This window comes from Bifidobacterium rousetti, assembly GCF_008698235.1.
GTDB classification, from domain to species: Bacteria; Actinomycetota; Actinomycetes; order Actinomycetales; family Bifidobacteriaceae; genus Bifidobacterium; species Bifidobacterium rousetti.
Genome location: NZ_PEBH01000002.1, coordinates 340,730 through 355,316 on the forward strand (window position 1 = coordinate 340,730; position 14,587 = coordinate 355,316).

Annotated in this window: 14 protein-coding genes and 1 riboswitch; of the genes, 7 read left to right on the forward strand and 7 right to left on the reverse strand. The window is 63.3% G+C overall.

Features of this window, described 5'->3' with window-relative positions:
* Positions 1-214: 214 nt before the first annotated feature.
* From metK to CSQ85_RS03970, 3 genes are all read right to left on the reverse strand, one after another.
* The gene (gene metK / locus CSQ85_RS03960; RefSeq protein WP_150382930.1) at positions 215-1,444 is read right to left on the reverse strand and encodes a methionine adenosyltransferase; all 1,230 of its coding nucleotides are present in this window, start codon (positions 1,442-1,444) and stop codon (positions 215-217) included.
* Positions 1,440-1,519, reverse strand: a riboswitch (SAM riboswitch). (Overlaps the previous gene by 5 nt.)
* Positions 1,520-1,774: 255 nt before the next feature.
* A complete protein-coding gene (gene rpoZ, locus CSQ85_RS03965; protein WP_107040797.1) occupies positions 1,775-2,104 on the reverse strand; it encodes a DNA-directed RNA polymerase subunit omega in 330 nt (109 codons plus the stop codon).
* 107 nt (positions 2,105-2,211) lie between these two features.
* Positions 2,212-3,252: a LacI family DNA-binding transcriptional regulator gene (locus CSQ85_RS03970; protein ID WP_150382931.1), complete on the reverse strand. Its 1,041-nt coding sequence runs from the start codon at positions 3,250-3,252 to the stop codon at positions 2,212-2,214.
* A gap of 436 nt (positions 3,253-3,688) precedes the next feature.
* On the opposite strand from CSQ85_RS03970, the gene CSQ85_RS13505 reads away from it, so the two are divergent.
* Positions 3,689-3,814, forward strand: coding sequence for a hypothetical protein (locus CSQ85_RS13505; RefSeq protein WP_263390562.1), 126 nt, complete (start codon positions 3,689-3,691; stop codon positions 3,812-3,814).
* A gap of 202 nt (positions 3,815-4,016) precedes the next feature.
* Complete coding sequence (locus CSQ85_RS13510; RefSeq protein ID WP_263390563.1) at positions 4,017-4,145, forward strand: hypothetical protein; 129 nt, start codon at positions 4,017-4,019, stop codon at positions 4,143-4,145.
* A gap of 138 nt (positions 4,146-4,283) precedes the next feature.
* Here the strand turns inward: CSQ85_RS13510 and CSQ85_RS03975 are convergent, their stop codons facing one another.
* A complete protein-coding gene (locus tag CSQ85_RS03975; protein ID WP_150382932.1) occupies positions 4,284-5,648 on the reverse strand; it encodes an ATP-binding protein in 1,365 nt (454 codons plus the stop codon).
* Between the two features lie 443 nt (positions 5,649-6,091).
* Between CSQ85_RS03975 and CSQ85_RS03980 the strand changes: the two genes are divergently transcribed.
* From CSQ85_RS03980 to CSQ85_RS03995, 4 genes are all read left to right on the forward strand, one after another.
* Positions 6,092-7,615, forward strand: coding sequence for a xylulokinase (locus tag CSQ85_RS03980; protein ID WP_150382933.1), 1,524 nt, complete (start codon positions 6,092-6,094; stop codon positions 7,613-7,615).
* A gap of 177 nt (positions 7,616-7,792) precedes the next feature.
* Positions 7,793-8,017: a DUF3791 domain-containing protein gene (locus CSQ85_RS03985; RefSeq protein WP_107040856.1), complete on the forward strand. Its 225-nt coding sequence runs from the start codon at positions 7,793-7,795 to the stop codon at positions 8,015-8,017.
* Complete coding sequence (locus CSQ85_RS03990; RefSeq protein ID WP_150382934.1) at positions 8,014-8,490, forward strand: DUF3990 domain-containing protein; 477 nt, start codon at positions 8,014-8,016, stop codon at positions 8,488-8,490. The genes CSQ85_RS03985 and CSQ85_RS03990 overlap by 4 nt, the downstream gene beginning before the upstream one ends.
* Entirely contained in the window at positions 8,487-8,741 is a 255-nt protein-coding gene (locus CSQ85_RS03995) for a hypothetical protein (protein WP_150382935.1), read from the forward strand. The genes CSQ85_RS03990 and CSQ85_RS03995 overlap by 4 nt, the downstream gene beginning before the upstream one ends.
* 95 nt (positions 8,742-8,836) lie before the next feature.
* Here CSQ85_RS03995 and xylA read toward each other — a convergent pair whose 3' ends face one another.
* Positions 8,837-10,183, reverse strand: a complete 1,347-nt coding sequence (gene xylA, locus CSQ85_RS04000; RefSeq protein WP_150382936.1) for a xylose isomerase — start codon at positions 10,181-10,183, stop codon at positions 8,837-8,839.
* A 208-nt stretch (positions 10,184-10,391) separates the two neighbouring features.
* Positions 10,392-11,618, reverse strand: a complete 1,227-nt coding sequence (locus CSQ85_RS04005; RefSeq protein WP_150383053.1) for an ROK family protein — start codon at positions 11,616-11,618, stop codon at positions 10,392-10,394.
* A 543-nt stretch (positions 11,619-12,161) separates the two neighbouring features.
* On the opposite strand from CSQ85_RS04005, the gene CSQ85_RS04010 reads away from it, so the two are divergent.
* Positions 12,162-13,379 carry an ATP-binding protein gene (locus tag CSQ85_RS04010; RefSeq protein ID WP_150382937.1) on the forward strand — a complete coding sequence of 406 codons (1,218 nt, stop codon included), beginning with the start codon at positions 12,162-12,164 and terminating at the stop codon, positions 13,377-13,379.
* Here CSQ85_RS04010 and CSQ85_RS04015 read toward each other — a convergent pair whose 3' ends face one another.
* Positions 13,380-14,528, reverse strand: a complete 1,149-nt coding sequence (locus CSQ85_RS04015) for a glycerate kinase (protein ID WP_150382938.1) — start codon at positions 14,526-14,528, stop codon at positions 13,380-13,382. It lies immediately after the preceding gene.
* Positions 14,529-14,587 lie beyond the last annotated feature (59 nt).

Below are 14,587 nucleotides of genomic sequence, written 5' to 3' on the forward strand. Positions count from 1 at the left end.
CCCGACGCGCCCCGGCCCGCTCCATCGCGCGGTCGGACCTCCCATCGCGCGGTGAATACGACATGACGCGGTGAAACACCCATGACGCGGTGTGGGAAAACGGCTTCATTCCAACGATTCGGATTTCGGCCTCACCGCGCGATGGGATACTCACCGCGTCATGGGTGACATCACCGCGCGATGCGAGGGCGCGAGTGGTGTCTCGTCAGGCCGATCAGGCGAGTTCGGCGATGGCAGCCTTGAGCTCGTCGACCTTATTGGTCGCCTCCCACGGGAAGGCGACGTCGGTGCGGCCGAAGTGGCCGTAGGCGGCGGTCTTCGCGTAGATCGGGCGCTTCAGGTCGAGCTCGTCGATGATCGCGGCGGGGCGCAGGTCGAAGACCTTGCGCACGGCCTGCTGGATCCGATCGCGGGTCACGCCGCCGATCTCGGTGCCGAACGTCTCGACGTTGATGGACACCGGGTCGGCCACGCCGATCGCGTACGCGACCTGCACCTCGACGCGGTGCGCGAGGCCTGCGGCCACGATGTTCTTGGCCACCCAGCGGGTCGCGTACGCGGCGGAACGGTCGACTTTGGACGGGTCCTTGCCGCTGAACGCGCCGCCGCCGTGGTGCGCGGCGCCGCCGTACGTGTCGACGATGATCTTGCGGCCGGTCAGACCCGCGTCGGCCGCAGGGCCGCCGAGGATGAACGAACCGGTCGGGTTGACGAGCTGGCGGTAGTCGTCGTGCTTGAGCGTGTCGCCGAGGATCTCGTCGAGCACCGGATCGATGACGTGCTCCTTGAGCTCCTTCTCGAGCCACTCGTGGGTGGCCTCGGGGTCGTGCTGCGTGGAGATGAGCACGGTGTCGACGCGCAGCGGGCGGTCGTTCTCGTCGTATTCGATGGTGACCTGCGTCTTGCCGTCCGGGCGCAGGTGCGGCACCTCGCCGCTCTTGCGCACCTGGGCGAGGCGGTAGGCGAGACGGTGCGCCAGATGCACCGGCAGCGGCATGAGCACGTCGGTCTCGTCGGTGGCGTAGCCGAACATCACGCCCTGATCGCCGGCGCCCTGCGCCTCGTAGCGCTCCTCGCGGCTGGCGGCGGACTCCTCGGCCCCGCTCAGGCGGGAGACGCCCTGGTTGATCTCGGCGCTCTGGCCGGTGATGGCGACGATCACACCGCAGGAGTCGGCGTCGAGGCCGACCTCGGACGAGGTGTAGCCGATGCGGCGCAGCGTTTCGCGCACCTTCGCCTGCACGTCCACGTAGCCTTCGGAGGTCACCTCGCCGAAAACGAGGAACACGCCCGTGGCGGCGGAGGTCTCGACGGCGACGTGGGACTGGGGGTCCTGCCTGAGCAGGTCGTCGAGGATTTCGTCGGAGATCTGGTCGCAGACCTTGTCGGGGTGGCCTTCGGTGACGGATTCGGCGGAGATGAGCTTGCGCTCGTGGTTGGTCATATCATCCCTCTTTCGGACTTATCGCCTCGCATACGCGGCCGCTTCGGGCCCGGGAGTGCGGGGCACAATGATACGTTTCTTGAATTGTTGGTTGTACATCAGGACCGACACTGTCCACGGCATCACGAAACGGCTGCCTTCGGCGGTGATACAAAAGGGCTCGTGCCAGACCTTGCGGTCGGCGCGAGCCCTACGTTGTTCGCTCCTGATGGTCAGTTGTACTCGTCCGCATACGCTTGGGCAAGCGTGTCGAACGAGTTCGGACCGGAGTTTTTCGATTATCGGTCGATAATCGGTCGATCGTGCGTCCGGTGTCTACCGGACCGGCGATCAGTTGCCCTCAGTCAGATCGTCCTCGCCAAGGGTCTCCTCGAGCAGGCCGTCGTTGATCTCGCGGAAGGCGATGGACAGCGGCTTCTCGTTGTTCTGGTACTCGACGAGCGGACCCACGTTCTGCAGCAGGCCCTCGTTGAGCTGGGTGAAGTAGGAGTTGATCTGGCGAGCGCGCTTGGCAGCGAAGATGGCCAGCGCGTACTTGGAATCGGCGTGCTGCATGAGCTCGTCGATCGACGGGCTGACCAGACCCTCCGGGGTGGGCTTGGTGCCGAACTCCTCGCCGGCCTTCGGCTCGACGTCCTTCGGCTCGGTGTCATTTGCCATAATCGTGCATCTCCCAACATGCGGAAAAACTATCTCAACCGCAACGAGTATAGCCATATCCGCGGACGCGCGGAAGACTTCCGGAGCATCTGACACAGGCCGTCCGCCTACTCCCAGGGCACGTATTCGGTTTCGGACTCGCGCAGGCAGGGGCGCCCCTCGACGACCTCGACCTGCGGCTGCGGGGCGTCGGCGCCGTCGCGCTTGGCCGCGATCTGCTCGTAGAGCATCCGGAACGCGCGCTCGCCCATCTCGTGGAAGTTCTGGCTGTAGCTGGTGAGCGCCGGCCGCCAAAGCGGGGCGAACCGCTGGTCGTCGAAGCCGACCACGCTCACATCGTCCGGCACCTGGCGCCCCGACTCCTCCAGCCCCTTGATCACGGCGATCGCGGTCTCGTCGTTGCCCGCGAACACCGCCGTCACGTCGCCACGCTCGCCGAGCCTGCGCCCGACCTCGACGGCCTCCTCCAGATCGTCGGGCGAGACGATGACCGGTTCGTGGATCACGGCGCCCCGCTCCTCCAGCGCGTCCCGCCATCCGTTGGTGCGCGTGTTGTCGGTCGGCCCCTCGGGGCGCGCCACATGGAACACGGTCCTGTGTTTGAGGTCCAGCAGGTGCATCGTCATCCAGCGTCCGCCCTCGCGCTCCGCGTTGACGACCTGGTAGTCGCCGTCGCCGAAGCTGCCGCCGACGACGACGATCGGCAGGTCCTTCGGGATGAAATCGAGCGCCCTGATACCGGCGCGGTCGTACTGGTAGACGATCGCCCCGGCCGGGCGGACGGACAGGCCCATCCGCACCCGCTGCTCGACCGAGTCCATGTCGGATTCGTCGAGCGAGACGATGTTGAGCAGGAACCGGCGGCGGCGCGCGGCCGCCTCGACGCCGTGGTTCGTCTCGGAGGTGGAGAAGGCGGACGGGTTGGCAGCGAACACGACCACCGTGTCCATCTCACGGTTGGACAGGGCCCGGGCGACGACGCTCGGCTCGTATCCCAGCTGCTTGATGGCCCGGGCGATGCGCTCGCGCTTGTCCTCGGAGACCTTGACGGTGCCGTTGAGGTAGCGGGAGACGGTCGGCGCGGACACTCCGGCGAGACGCGCGACGTCCTTGATCACCGGTCGGGAGTGTCCCGTGCTTCTCGCCATATCCGCCCCGCTCCTTGCCCGTCGGCACCACGCCATATGACTTCCATGAAAATGCACGCATCAGACAAGGTGCACGACAAGGTGCGCGTGCCGGGAAGAGGCTCGGGGGCACACGCCACCGCGTCCACGACACGCCGAACGGTTTCACCGTGGGACGAAATCCGCCGTCCGCGCCGGTCACCTCGCCGGCGGTCCGCGACACTGACCGCCCACCTTCGGAGCCGGCCCGGGAGAACGGGTTTCGCGCATCGCGGTATCGAACCGGTTTGATACACACGTTACGAAATCGGTTTCAGAAGTGTGAAGAAATACCGATATGGCATATCCGAACTTGATTTCTCCCTTGATGCGCGTTATTCTGAAACCGGTTTCAGAAAGAAGCCGAAAACGAAGATATCGAAGCCGCAAGGCTTTGACCTGATGAAAGAAGGACATTATGTCGTTCAAGGATTCGATGGTCCGCGGTCTCGCTCTCTACGGCGCCAGCATGATGGCCCAGTACACGCCGGGCAACGCCAAGGTGATGGCCGACATCATCAGCGACAACAAGACCGCCCGCTGAATCAAGCTTTAATCAAGTCTTGAGGAGCGCGCCCGACGGCCGCCTCTGGCAAATCTGGCAAACAGAGTCAAGCTGAGCCGCGCGCACTCCCCCGCAACCGCAGCCGCCGAACGGATTCCGGCGGTTGCGACACACAACAACCATACGTATACATCACGGGGCTGCCCCGAACGGGAACGCCCCAATCGAAAGGAAGTTCATCATGTCGTTCAAGGATTCCATGCTGCGCGGTCTGGCCATGTACGGTGTCAACTCGATGGCCCAGAACGGTTACGCCAACTACAAGGTCATGTCCGACATCATCAACGACGTCGACAAGACCAACCGCTGAATGTTTTGATGGCCGGCTCGCTCCGGCCGTCACGGCTTCGGCCACTTGGCTTCGGCCACCTAGGGGAACGGGATTCCGCGATCATGCGCGGGATCCCGTTTTCGTTGCCCCGACGGACATCATCGATGAGCATCCGGATCATTCCGCGATCGTCGGCAGCGGTCCCAAATCGGCTCCTCCATCCGGCGAATAAGCATCGGCCGGCTGTCGTTTGAAATACTGGCCGACCATCCAAAGCGGAACATTGGTCAGCCAATCCTGTTCCTTGTACCCGCGCATGGACGTCCGGTAGCCGCGGATGGCGTATTTGTCACACAGCCATTTCAGGCTTCGTTTATTCCGCTCCGTTCCGGCCTTGGCCTCCAACGGAATGACGGAACCATTGGCGGAGAACACGAAGTCAACCTCTCCGGTGCTGTTCGAGTTGGACCAATACATCGGGGTCACCCCGGAGGCAACGAGCTGCTGACAGACATACTGCTCGGTCAGAGCACCCCGAAATTCAAGGAAACCATCATTGCCAAGAATCACGTCCGCAGGGGTCAGGTCCAACGTGGCAGCCAGAATGCCTACATCATGCATGTATAGCTTGAATGCCGAATCATCACGATAGGAGGGAAGCGGAGCAACCGGCTTCTCGACTCGGTACACCCGTGTGGCCAATCCGGAATCGACGATCTGCTGAATGGCTGACTCATACTGAGCCGCCCTGGCCCCACGAGCGATGTGACCGAAGATAAACTTGTGGTTCTCTCTCGACAGGTGCGACGGGATGGAGGAGAACACGAGTCGCACCTTTTCACCGTCTACGCCGGTTCGAGGGTGTTTAGAAAAGTCCATGTCATAGTTGGACAGCAACTCCCGCTGGACATTCCTCGCCGCCTGATATCCATCCGCGACGAACGCCGAAACCACCGCCGGCATGCCACCGGTAAAGCAATATTGACGCACACGTCGTTCCAAACGCTCTTCGAATAAGGTAAGAGTGTCGACACGACCGTCACGAATACGCCGGGCGATCGCGCCATCCCCGACAGCATCAAGAAATTCGATGAACGTCATGGGATGCACATCGATGGACATGACGCTGCCGACAGGGAACGACAGCCCGGCATGTTGAGCCATGCCAAGGTATGATCCGGCCACCGCCACGTGAAGTTCAGGCATCTCCTCATGGAACGCTTTCAACAATGTCAGCAACCGCGGGATCTCCTGAACCTCATCAATGCATAGCAATGTTGTCCCGGGCCGCACATGGACGCCGTTGAACGCTTCGGCGGAGTCCAGCAGCATATGGACGGAATCGGCCTCCATCAAAGCGTTTCGAGCACCGCCGTCAAACAAATTGATGTAGGAGAACGAGTCAAACCGCTTCCGCCCAAGAAGCTTCAAGGCGTGCGTCTTACCTACCTGCCTCGCGCCACGCAACACCAGCGGCCTATGATCCGACGATCCAGCCCAAGCGTCAAGTTCGGCATATATATCCCTTGTGAATTCCGGCATACGCACCTCACTTCAATATCACAGCTTCAATATCACGACGCATCAACGGCATCACCAACCGGCATTCTTGATGATAACACTTTTCCTAGGGTTGAAAAATGTGTTTTCCTCATTTTCATGGGCATATTTTTTACAGTTATTACATAATTTCTAGTGTTCAAAGTATATAGAATCACATTTTTCCTAGGGTTGGCGGCAAAGAAAACAACACTTTCTCCACGGCTGAGGATGCACTGCACAAGCAAACGCCTCGCCCCACACACATCGCCTCCCACATCAGCGCAGCCATGTGCGCCTTCGGCTGGACAATGATTGCGCGTGTGCGTACAATTAAATTAAATCATCTAACTATATGGGCGACGGAGAAGCCGTATGTACCGGGCAGACCGCCGCCCACAGGGAAGATCAGTGAATATCAGGGATCACCAACGAAAGGAACACCCATGGCACAAGTTCTGGTCGCCGGAGTCGACACTTCGACGCAGTCGACGAAGGTCCGCGTCACCGACGCCGCGACCGGCGAGCTCGTCCGGTTCGGACAGGCGAAACACCCCGAGGGCACGAGCGTCGACCCGAACGCATGGTGGAACGCGTTCCTCGAGGCGAGCGAGCAGGCCGGCGGACTCGACGACGTGGCCGCGCTCTCGGTCGGCGGCCAGCAGCACGGCATGGTCATCTTGGACAAGCAAGGCAACGTGATCCGCGATGCGATGCTGTGGAACGACGTGAGCTCCGCGCCGCAGGCGGCCGCCCTGATCGAGCGCCTCGGCAGCGTCGACCCCGCAGAACCTAGCGAGCCGGAGGATGTCATCGCACGCGGCAAGCAGCGCTGGGTCAAGGCCGTCGGCTCCTCGCCGGTCGCCTCGTACACGCTCACCAAGGTCGCGTGGGTGGCCGAGCACGAGCCGGAGAACGCGAAGCGCATCGCCGCGATCTGCCTGCCGCACGACTGGCTGAGCTGGCGCATCGCCGGCTACGGCCCGGTTGCGGAAGGCGAGGACGCGCATCTCGACGCCCTGTTCACCGACCGTTCCGACGCCTCCGGCACGATCTACTACGACGCCGCGCATGGCGAATACCGCCGCGACCTCATCGCGATGGTGCTGGCCGCGGCCGAGGGCGAGGATGCCGCGGAGGCCCACGCCGACGCGATCACGCTGCCCGAAGTGCTCGGTCCCCGCGAGACCGCCGCGGTGAAGGCCTCCCCCGCCATCGCCGGCAAGGACGTCGAAGGCGGCTGCATCCTCGGCCCCGGCGGCGGCGACAATGCGATGGCCGCGCTCGGCCTCGGCATGGCCGTCGGCGACGTGTCCATCTCGCTCGGCACCTCCGGCGTCGCGGCCGCCATCGCCGAGAACCCCGTGTACGACCTGACCGGCGCCGTCTCCGGTTTCGCCGATTGCACCGGACACTACCTGCCGCTCGCCTGCACGATCAACGGATCGCGCATCTCCGACGCCGGCCGCGCGGCGCTCGGCGTCGACTACGACGAACTGGCCGCGCTGGCCGCGCAGTCGGTGCCGGGCGCGGCGGGAATCACCCTGATCCCGTACTTCGACGGCGAGCGCACGCCGAACCGTCCGGACGCGACGGCCGCACTGCATGGCATGACGCTCGCCAACACGACGAAGGCGAACATCGCGCGCGCGTTCGTCGAAGGACTCCTGTGCTCGCAGCGCGACTGCCTCGAGCTCATCCGCTCGCTCGGCGCGGACATCACGCGCATCCTGCTGATCGGCGGCGGCGCGCGTTCCGCCGCGGTGCGCGCCTACGCGCCGGGCGTCCTCGGCATGGACGTCGAACTGCCGGCGACCGACGAGTATGTGGCGATCGGCGCCGCGCGCCAGGCCGCATGGGTGCTTTCGGGCAAGGCGGAGCCGCCGGCGTGGCCGCTCACCATCGAGGAGACCCTGACCGGCGAGCCGACGCCCGAGGTCTACGCTCAGTACGCGAAGTATCGCGGCTGAACGCGTCAGCTCGAGCGGACGCCGAATCCGCGAGGCGCCTGATTGTCGCTGTCGTCAATGACGACAGCGACAAGATTCGCCGGGGTCACACCGAGGCGCAGCGCGATGATAAAGTACAATCGTCCGGAGAGTCGCACGACGACATGCGCCATCGACTGCAGGACAGGGAGGTGCACATTGACCACATTGGAACGCCAACAGGTCGACTTCTCCGTGTTCCTCATACATCAGCTTGCACGGAAATGGCGCAAGAGCAGTCCCGAGGTATACGCCATCCTCGATAGGACCGATGCCCTGAACCGCTATATCTTTCCCGCATATGACGTGCTGCACACGCTGGGAAGCGACTATCTGACCGACGACCTCACCGAATACGTTCGTGCCAAAGGGGTGGACGTATGAAGCTGTACCACGGTTCGGACTGTGTCATCGAATCACCCGACATCTCGTTTTCCAGAAAGAACCTCGATTTCGGCCCCGGTTTCTACGCGACCAGCTTCCGTCAGCAAGCGGAACGATGGGCGTTGCGACGGACCATGAGATCCGGCGGGACCGCCGTCATCAATGTCTTCGATTTCTCGCAAACCAGCGACCCGAACATCCTGACGTTCGACGACGACAGGTCATGGGTTGAATTCGTCTGTGATTGCCGACGGGGCGGCCGACCCCCGGCAGGAACCGATATCGTATATGGCGGCGTCGCGGATGACAAGGTGTACATGGCGATCGACATGTATTTCCGTGGCCTGTGGGACATGGACACCACTCTGCGGGCATTGAAATTCTACGGTCGGAACGACCAGTACTGCTTCGTCACGCAATCAGCCATAGATCACGCATTGGCATTCGCCGAATCATACGAGGTGGATCGATGAACGTAACCAAGGATATGCTGACCGAACTTGATTCCCTACGCAAGGAGCATCTTGACGCGGACATCATCGTGTTGCTGACGGAACGCCTTGACATCCCCGCCGAACACGCCATGGACCTGTACTACCGGAGCAGGCTGGCCCGCCAAATCGACGCCGGCACCTACGACATACAGGCGCTGGACTCGCATTATCTGGTCGACGACCTGCTGGACAACGAATCCGACCTGTTCCGCGGCGTGGACGGCAAGTAACGCCGCGACGGTCCGGCCCAAAACGCGAATATCCGCCTGTGGCCCTCGTCAGCCGCAGGCGGATATTCGCATGATGGAAGGAAAGCGCCGATCGATCACGCCTCGGCGAGCGCGTCGACGATGTAGTTGTTGATCGTGGCCTTGACCTGCTCGAGGTGATCGGACTTGGTGGCGGCGCGCAGCTCGGCCTGGGTCTTGTCAAGGCTGTACTCCTCGAGGGAGGCAAGGGTGGCCTCGCCGGATTCGATGGCGGCGCCGATACCGGACTCGTAGGAGCTGTAGCGCTCGGCCTGCAGGTTCTCGATGTACTTGTCCTCGTGCATCTTGGCGGCGACGAGCAGACCTGCGGCGTAGGAGTCCATGCCCACGATGTGCGCGCGGAACAGGTCGTTGGCCTCGAAGGAGGTGCGGCGCGGCTTGGCGTCGAAGTTGAGACCACCGTGGGGGCCGATCGAACCGTTGGCGAGGACCTCCCACATCACGGCGACGCAGTCGTACAGGTCGGACGGGAACTCGTCCATGTCCCAGCCGATGAGCTTGTCGCCCTGGTTGGCGTCGAGGGAGCCGAGCACGCCGTTCTCGCGGGCGAAGCGCACCTCGTGCTGGTAGGTGTGGCCGGCCAGGTTGGCGTGGTTGCCTTCGAGGTTCAACTTGAAGACGTCCTCGAGGTCGAAGGTCTTGAGGAAGGCGAGCGCGGCGGCCGCGTCGAAGTCGTACTGGTGGCTGGTCGGCTCCTTCGGCTTTGGCTCGATGAGGAACTGGCCGGTGAAGCCGATCTCCTTGGCGTAGTCGGCGGCGAGGTGGAAGAGCTTGGCCATGTGGGCCTGCTCGCGGTGCATCTGGGTGTTCCACAGGTTCTCGTAGCCTTCGCGGCCGCCCCAGAACACGTAGTTCTCGGCGCCGAGGCGCTTGGCGATCTCGAGGCTCTTCTTGACCTGGGCGCCCGAGTAGGCGAAGATGTCGGCGAACGGCGAGGTGGCGGCGCCGGCGACGAAGCGCGGGTTGGTGAACAGGTTCTGGGTGTTCCACAGCAGCTTGACGCCGGTGGACTTCATGTTCTCCTCGATCTTGTCGACGACCTTGTCGAGGTTGGCGTTGGTCTCGCGCAGGGTGTCGCCTTCGGGTGCGATGTCGCGGTCGTGGAAGCAGAAGTACTCGACGCCGAGCTTGGTGTAGAACTCGAAGGCGTAGTCGACCTTGGCGAGGGCGAGGTCCATCGGCTTGGTGTACTTGTCGTACGGACGCTCGGCGGTGCCGTCGCCGAACGGGTCGACGAGGCGCTGGTCGAAGGTGTGCCAGTAGGCCACGGCGAAGCGCAGCCAGTCCTTCATCGGCTTGCCGGCGACGACCTTGTCGGCGTCGTAGTAGCGGAAGCCGAGGCCTTCCTTGTCGCCGCCCTTGCGGCCGACGTATTCGATCTTGTCGATGTCCCACAGACCCATTGCTGTCTCCTTAGACTTCTTGGACTTCGGAATGTTCGTGTGATTGTCCGTTGCGCCGTTCGGCCTCCGCATGGCGTTCCATCCGCCATGACCTCGGAGCGAACCGGCTGACGGTTCTTATGTTAAATGACTGAACTATATTTGTCAAACGAATGAACTTATCTGCCGGATAAGGCGTGTTCCAAGGGATGTCGAGACGTCACGACGGCTATGCCGTCATGTATTTGAGGGGCGAGTCGAACAGGCAGCGCAGGCCCATCACGGCGGCGCCGTGCAACGCGGGATGGTCGGTGACGGGAGAGACCATCACACGCATGTCCACACCGTCGCGCGCGAGGATGCGCGAGGCGACCCGGGCGCGCAGGACGTCCGCCATCGCATCGCCGAACTCCCCCAGCAGGCCGCCGATCACGATGTTCTCGATGTCGACGATGTTGACGACGCTGGCGAGCGCCGCGGCGAGCGCGGTCATCGCATGGTCGACGGCGAGCACGGCCTTCGGATCCCCGGACCGCCACGCCTCGAGCAGTTTCGGCGTAAGCGTCGTGTCGGCGGCATGCTCCTCATCGGCAAGTCCGGACGCGACCATGAGCGCGCGGCGGCCGGCGAGCGTCTCGAGGCATCCGTGCCGACCGCAACGGCACAGCTCCCCGTGCATGTCGACGCACACATGGCCGATCTCGCCGGCGAACCCGTGGTCGCCGCGCACGATCTGGCCCTCGCGCACGTAGGCGCCGCCGATGCCGATGTCGGTGGACACGTAGATGAAGGAGTCGAAGGTCTTCAGCGGCCAGTCGCCGTCGGTGCGCTGCGAGGCGTAGCCAGGGATCTGCGCGAGGGCGGCGAGCGTCGCCTCGTTCTCGGCGTTCGCACCGAGCCGTTCGATCACCGGATAGCGGTTCAGATCGAGGTCGCGCCAACCGAGGTTGCGCGCGACGAGCAGTTCGTTGCCGCTGGCGACAAGGCCGGGCAGGGCGAGTTCGGCGCCGGCGATCGTGTAGCCGCGCCGGGTGAGGCGGGTTTCGACGGGGGCCATCATCGCGTCAAGCTCGCCGAGGATGTCGTCGGGGCGCACATCGTCCATCGTGCGTTCGCACCAGTTCGATTCGACGACGTCGCCGTTGATGTCGAGCACGAGATAGCCGAGGCCGTCGGTGTTGACCTGCATGCCGACGCCGGCCCAGCGCCCGGGGGCGAAGGCGAGCGGGGTGCTCGGCCTGCCGTAGGCCGCGCCGACCGCGGGGTCGAGCTGGCGGATCACATGGTTCTTCAGCAGCAGGTCGCCGAGCAGCGAGAGCGTGGCCTTGGTGAGGCCTGTCTCCTTGGCCAGTTCGGCGCGGCTCAGCGGCGTGCGCGAGCGGGCGAGCGTGGAGAGCACCACCGACAGGTTGTGGTTGCGCAGGTCGTCCTGGTTGATGCTCCTGACTCGCGGCACTGCGGCCCTCCCCTCGTTCCTTCTCACGCTTCCTGTCCGGCGTCCCGCCGATGTCTTGACCGGCACCCCGCCGGCGTCCCGTGCGCGGCTCGCTTTTCGGACGTGTCAGAACACCGGCGTTTCGTTCTCCCCTGATTGTAAAGGCACTGAACGAAATAAGCCGTCACCCGCCTCTGCGTCTATCTGCGTTATATCTGCGTTAGGAGGGGTACTTTTGCCGTTTTGCGGACCTCTACCTGCGTTACGAGGGGTACATTCTGTAGGTATAAAGCTCCCGAAACGGCTTGGCACCAACGCCATAAAGCCGTTTGGTATGTCTGATACTCAGGATGGGTACCCCTCGCAAGCAAGATAGACGTCCGCCGAACGCCGAATGTACCCCTTGCAGACGAGATAGCATCTATACTGCACCACTATCTGGCACAACTTTTACTAGTATAAGAGTAAAACTCTCAAGATGACTGAACTTTTACTAGTGTACTAGTAAAAGTAGTCCACATCTCCTATACTTTTACCAGTACGACAGCAAAAGTTCGGAGCATCATGGAGCTGAAAGCGCGACCGCTGTATCTGGGCAAACTCCTTGCCGCCAGAGATAACGGACTCATCAAGGTCATCACCGGCATGCGCCGATGCGGCAAGTCATCACTCCTGAAGCTGCTGGGGCAAAGGCTCGTCTCGGAAGGCGTTCCACCGGATCACGTTCTCACCATCAATCTCGAATCGTTCGAATTCGCCGCGTTCGATCGAACGCGGCTGCACAGCCATATCACAGATCTCATGCGTGATGGCGAGCGGTATTATCTGCTGCTCGACGAGGTGCAGCTCATCGACGGATGGGAACGCGTGGTCAACGCGTTGCAGGTGGATGCGAACGTCGACATCTATCTGACCGGTTCCAATGCGCACCTGCTGTCAAGGCAGCTGGGAACGCTGCTGTCCGGACGCTATGTCGAGATCAGGGTGTTCCCGCTGTCCTTCGCGGAGTTTCTTCGATACACCGGCGAGTCCGACCGCAACACCGCGTTCGAACGGTACATGCGATACGGCGGACTGCCTCCGGTCGTCGATCAGGGAACCAATCAGGAACTGGCGTACACCGTACTCTCCGGCATCTACGACACGGTACTCGTGCGGGACATCTCCCAGTATCTGCGGATACGCAACCCCATGGCGTTCAACGACGTCGCCCGATATCTCGCCGACACCGCCGGCTCCCCCGTATCGATCTCCAAGATCGAGCACAGACTGAGAAGCGCACGGCGTTCGGCGACCAATGACACCATCGAACGGTACATCTCCGGTCTGCTCGACGCGTTCCTCTTCCATCAGGCCCGGCGTATCAACGTGAAGGGAGGCGACTACCTCCAAGGATTGAGCAAGTACTATCCCGCGGATCCCGGTATCAGGAACATGCTGGTCAGCTATCATCAGGGCGATATCGGGCCGCTGCTCGAGCTCATCGTGCACAACGAGCTCAAGACACGGGGATACGACGTGCAGGTCGGCAGGATGGACAATCTCGAGATCGATTTCGTCGCCGACCGCATATCGGCCGATATGACCGATGAACGACTGTTCATCCAGGTGAGTGCGACCATCATGGACACCTCGACCCGTGACCGTGAATTCGAGCCGCTGCGCAGGCTGAACAACGCACCTGGACGTCGGATGATCCTCACGCTCGACACGTTCGGACTGGGCAGTGTCGACGGCGTCGACGTGGTCAATGCACTCGACTGGCTGACAAGCCCCAAGTGATCACGACTCACCACGACGGGCGAGGTCGAGCGTGCGCACGATCTGTTCGGTGGTGAACGCGACGTTGCGCGCGGCGTCCTTCAGGAGGCTGTCGAGACTCGCGGCGCCGGGCGCGATGCCGAAGACCGCGTCGATGCCGACCCCGTGGAGCTCGCCGACGCCCTCGCCGATGTGCCCGGCGACGGCGATGACCGGCCTGCGATGGTTCTTGGCGGTCCGGGCGACGCCTGCGGGCGTCTTGCCGAACTTGGTCTGGAAGTCGATCGAGCCCTCGCCGGTGAAGACGACATCCGCCCACTTGGCGGCCTCGTCAAGTCCGGAGATCTCGATGACGATGTCGACGCCGGGGCGGAATTCGGCTTCGAGGAAGCCCTTGAGGGCGGCGCCGATACCGCCCGCGGCCCCTGCGCCGGGCACGTCGGCGACCTCGACGTGCAGCTGGTCGGCGATGACCCGCGCGAATCGCCCGAGCGCATGGTCGAGACGTTCGACGTCGTCCGGCGATGCGCCTTTCTGCGGACCGAACACGGCGCTGGCGCCGTCCGGTCCGGTCAGCGGGTTGGTCACGTCGCAGGCGGCGGTGATGCGCACATGGCGCACGGCCCCGTCGAGCCCGCTCACGTCGATGGTTTTCAGGCTCTCGAGGGCCGCGCCGCCGGGGGCGAGTTCGCTGCCGTGCCCGTCGAGCAGCCGCACGCCCAACGCCTGAAGGAGCCCCGCGCCGGCGTCGTTGGTGGCCGAGCCGCCGAGTCCGACGATGATGCGCGTGGCCCCCGCATGGGCCGCCGCGCGGATCAGCTCGCCGGTGCCGTACGAGGAGGTGACTAGGGGATCGCGTTCGGCGGGCGTGAGCAGGGCGAGTCCGCTGGCCTCGGCGGTTTCGACCACGGCGGTCACTCCGTCGCCGAGCATGCCGTAATGGCCGGTGATGGACCGTCCGAGCGGGTCGTGGACCATCACCTCACGCATCACGCCGTCCGTCGCGTCGACGAGCGCACGGGCGGTCCCCTCGCCGCCGTCGGCCATCGGCAGGCACCGGACCTCGGCCTGCGGGTCCGCGTTCCTGATCCCCCGGGCCATGGCCTGCGCCGCCTCCATGGCGGTCAGGCTCTCCTTGAAGGAGTCAGGGGCGCATAGGTATCGCGTCATGGCCCCAGCATATCTCACGCCGAAATGGAAGCAGCGAATCGTTCTCAATAGCAGATGTG